The sequence below is a fragment of the Bacteroides sp. AF39-16AC genome (assembly GCF_003602735.1).
Classification (GTDB): Bacteria; Bacteroidota; Bacteroidia; order Bacteroidales; family Bacteroidaceae; genus Bacteroides; species Bacteroides uniformis.
This window is the reverse complement of sequence record NZ_QTLN01000058.1, coordinates 1-3438: the sequence shown is the minus strand read 5'-3', so window position 1 is coordinate 3438 and position 3438 is coordinate 1. Positions and strand designations below refer to the sequence as shown.

The 3438-nt window shown below is 39.4% G+C and carries 7 protein-coding genes; 6 read left to right on the top strand and 1 reads right to left on the bottom strand.

The window, feature by feature from the left end; translation table 11 throughout:
• From DW039_RS20520 to DW039_RS20495, 6 genes are all read left to right on the top strand, one after another.
• A partial coding sequence (locus DW039_RS20520; RefSeq protein WP_371682777.1) for an NAD(P)-dependent oxidoreductase occupies window positions 1-259 on the top strand: 259 nt, incomplete at its 5' end.
• Between the two features lie 17 nt (window positions 260-276).
• Window positions 277-1110, top strand: a complete 834-nt coding sequence (locus DW039_RS20515) for a hypothetical protein (RefSeq protein WP_120382311.1) — start codon at window positions 277-279, stop codon at window positions 1108-1110.
• A gap of 65 nt (window positions 1111-1175) precedes the next feature.
• The gene (locus DW039_RS20510; RefSeq protein ID WP_120382310.1) at window positions 1176-1574 is read left to right on the top strand and encodes a pyridoxamine 5'-phosphate oxidase family protein; all 399 of its coding nucleotides are present in this window, start codon (window positions 1176-1178) and stop codon (window positions 1572-1574) included.
• A gap of 1 nt (window position 1575) precedes the next feature.
• A complete protein-coding gene (locus DW039_RS20505) occupies window positions 1576-1818 on the top strand; it encodes a hypothetical protein (protein WP_120382309.1) in 243 nt (80 codons plus the stop codon).
• Window positions 1793-2188: an RteC domain-containing protein gene (locus tag DW039_RS20500; RefSeq protein WP_120382308.1), complete on the top strand. Its 396-nt coding sequence runs from the start codon at window positions 1793-1795 to the stop codon at window positions 2186-2188. The genes DW039_RS20505 and DW039_RS20500 overlap by 26 nt, the downstream gene beginning before the upstream one ends.
• A 130-nt stretch (window positions 2189-2318) precedes the next feature.
• A complete protein-coding gene (locus DW039_RS20495) occupies window positions 2319-2651 on the top strand; it encodes a helix-turn-helix domain-containing protein (RefSeq protein WP_120382312.1) in 333 nt (110 codons plus the stop codon).
• A 52-nt stretch (window positions 2652-2703) separates the two neighbouring features.
• Here the strand turns inward: DW039_RS20495 and DW039_RS20490 are convergent, their stop codons facing one another.
• Window positions 2704-3375, bottom strand: coding sequence for a hypothetical protein (locus tag DW039_RS20490; RefSeq protein WP_120382307.1), 672 nt, complete (start codon window positions 3373-3375; stop codon window positions 2704-2706).
• Window positions 3376-3438: the final 63 nt, after the last annotated feature.

Sequence of the window (3438 nt, the reverse complement as noted above, 5' to 3'; positions counted from 1 at the left end):
GAGGACGTTTAGACGCAAGAAGGACGCTGAAGAGCTTAGTTGCGGATTTGAGGAAAAAGAAATCGACTGGGTGTTTTTCTCACCTGCCGGAACTCTTGAACCGGGACAACGTACAGGGAAGTTCCGTTTGGGAAAGGATAACCTTATTGTTGATGAAAACGGCAACAGCCATATTTCAGTAGAAGATTACGCTGTTGCAATGGTAGATGAAATGGAACAGGCAAATCATCATCGGGAACGTTTTACTATTGGTTATTGATGATAAAATAAGAAATTATGAGAAAAATATTTTTATTTTTACTGGCTTTTACATCAGTAGTGGCAGGAGCACAAACAAAAGGTAATTTTGAAGTATTGGATTTAGGTAGTTTCAGACTTCATGTATATAATACGAATGATGCACTTGGAGATGCAAGTTATATTATAGAGGGCAAAACCGGGCTTGTTACTTTGGAACAGCCATTGTTCAAAGATAATGTATCGGAATTTGATAGTTACGTGGTTTCATTAAACAAACCAGTAGAGAAAATTATCACTAATTATCATGTAGGTGGAACGGGAAATCACGATGTTATGATGATTGAGGGAATGCCGGATTTTGTTAAAGGTAATATTTACGGTGGTATGATGCAGAACTTCATAAAAGTATTTGGTAATGCTATTGCTCCCATGCCAACAGGAAATACAAAAGAAATCCCTTTGGGCAGTACTCAAAATTGGGTTGGTGTAAAGTTCTCTTTTCAGAAAGGAGCTTCCACAGATTTCCCGGCAGCAAGTATTATAATAGGTAGTAAGGTTTACTATACGCATTGGGCACCTGCTAAATCACATGTCAGCCATTTACAAATATCTTCTTTAGCTGCAATTGATGCAGAAATTGCAGAGGCAGAAAAGGCTTTAAAATCCGGCTGCGAATATTTTGTTGGCGGACATGGGAAAGTGGCAAAAAAAGATATGGTAGAATTTAAGATTAGCTATCTAAAAACAATGAAACATACAATTGCTGCAAATAAAACAGCCGATTTATTTATCATAGCTCTGAAAAAGGCTTATCCCAATTTACCCGGAGAAGCAGGATTAACAGATTTGGCTAAGGTTTTATATAAGTAAATCAAATTTCACATTCAATATAAGGTTACTGCCAGTAGCCTTATATTGTTTAAAATAAATATAATATGGAAAAGGTTTTAATTTTTTTATCTGCACACAGAGACGTGGCTTTCGCTACAGTAGAAGGGGATAAGCCTAAAATTCGTGTCTTTCAGATTATGAAGAGAGAAAAAGATACCCTTTATTTTGCAACTGCTACCCATAAAGAAGTTTATCAGCAACTACAAAAAAATCCTTTTGTGGAATTACTTGCAATGGATGGAAATATCTCAGTAAGAGTAAAGGGGAAAGCTATCTTTGATGTTTCTGACAGCATAGGAAAAGAAATCTATGAAACAAATCCTGTTCTAATTCGCTTATATCATTCATATTCAGACTTAGTTTATTTCCGTCTTGCTATTAGTGAATTAGATTATTATGATTTAACGCCCACACCGCCTATTCTCAAACATTATAATTTATAAAATGAAAAAATTATTACATCAGAGATTTTTCCAATTATTATCGGAATACTCACAGCGCAAAGTTTCTGCATCCGAATTAGCAGAAGCGATTGAGGAATTGGCTACATGGGTAGCCAATTTTAGTATCAATGAACAGGATTATAGCGTATTACTCCGCTATTTTTCTTTTGGCTTGTATCGTCTTAAATCGTATCGCGCACGGTTTGAGCAAGAAAAAAATGCCCTATTTACATCTTATAGATGAAGCGATAGGACTTTTAAACACTGAAATACGCCTTATTGAATGGCGCATCAAGTACCCGGAACAACTACAACAACGTGCTAATAAGCAATCTCTTTCCCCTCTCTATCTTGCTGACAAAACGACCCTTATCAATATCATGGAAATGGTAAGCGGCTTATTCCTTTCCAAAGACATCGTTTATCAGAACGGTAAACCTGCCTACTTGGTAGATTTATCCAAAGGGTTTGAATGGTTGTTTAACATCAAGATAAGCGACTGCCACCAAAAACATGAGGACGTGATAAAACGAAAGCCGGGCAAACTCACCGAATTTCTTAATGGACTGGCAGAACTTATCCGAAAGGAACACGACAAGAAAGGATATAGATAATCAGCAACTTATAATTAATTTATAGGGGATTCCATTAGTTCCCCTGTAATTTCTTTGCATCCGTTTTTAGAACTTTGCTTCATCAATCGATTGACAAACAAGAATGTATAATCTGAAACATGAAGCAATTATGTATATAGACAATGACGAATTTGGTGAATGGATGCAGAAGCTGTACGCCAAACTGGAAGAATTCTGCAAGGATGTACGGATACTACGCAATGCCGACAGGGTACTGCCCGAAGATGACAACCTATTGGATAATCAAGACTTATGCCTGCTGTTCAAAGTAAGTATCAAGACCCTGCAACGCTACCGGGCTCTCGGTGCGCTGCCGTACTTCACAATCAGCGGAAAAGTATATTACAAGGCTTCCGATGTTCGGGAATTCATCAAGGAAAGGTTTAGTATTACCACGCTACGCCAGTTCGAGAAAGAACACTGTACAAAGAAAAAGAAGTGAATCTGAAAAGCCGGAACGGTGAATGAGCTTCATCCGTCCCGGCTTTCCCCGTTTATGGCTTGCCCAACTTATCGGCTTCTTTCTTTAGCTGTTCGGCTTGCTCGTTCAACAGCCTTGCACGTTCCAGTGCTTCCGCCTGCTTTTGGATGCGGTATTCAAAATCCATCACTGAATCGGTCAGACTTCGGATAAAACCGTTATCCCGTTGCCACTTGAACTTGTTTTCCAGCATATCAAAAGTTTCCCCGTCTGCCTGTCCTTGCATCAGCAAATAGCGGTATTTCATATCGTTGTCCTGCAACTGCTGCATACGTTCAGCCAAACGGACATTCAAGAATATGGAAGCGGAACAGATAACCAGCACTGCCGAAAAAAGAAACAATCCCGGACGAATCCAAGAAGCGACCTTGTTGTAAATCCGTTGATAGAACGGTAAGGGTGCAGCTTCCTCTTTGTCCGTCTTGCAAGAGCCTAAAGCGTCAATCATTACCTTGAAACAACGGTAGGTTTCCAATACTATTTTCTTGGTGTCCTCGATATGTTTCTGCTGACCCTGCATCCTGTTCCTTATTTCGTCAAGCTGGCTTCGGATAGCCTGCAAATCCTTTTCGGGGACAGCCGGGTTGTTGTGCAATTCCGACAATACCTGTTCGATTGCGTTCAGTCTTTCGAGAGTTTCCTCCCGACTGGCTGGCGTTACCTGTGCTTCCTGCTTCTCTTTCAGTTCAGTAACCCCTTAATTCCGCAACACTATTATAAAATATTTTTTTTAAGTACCTGAGCAACA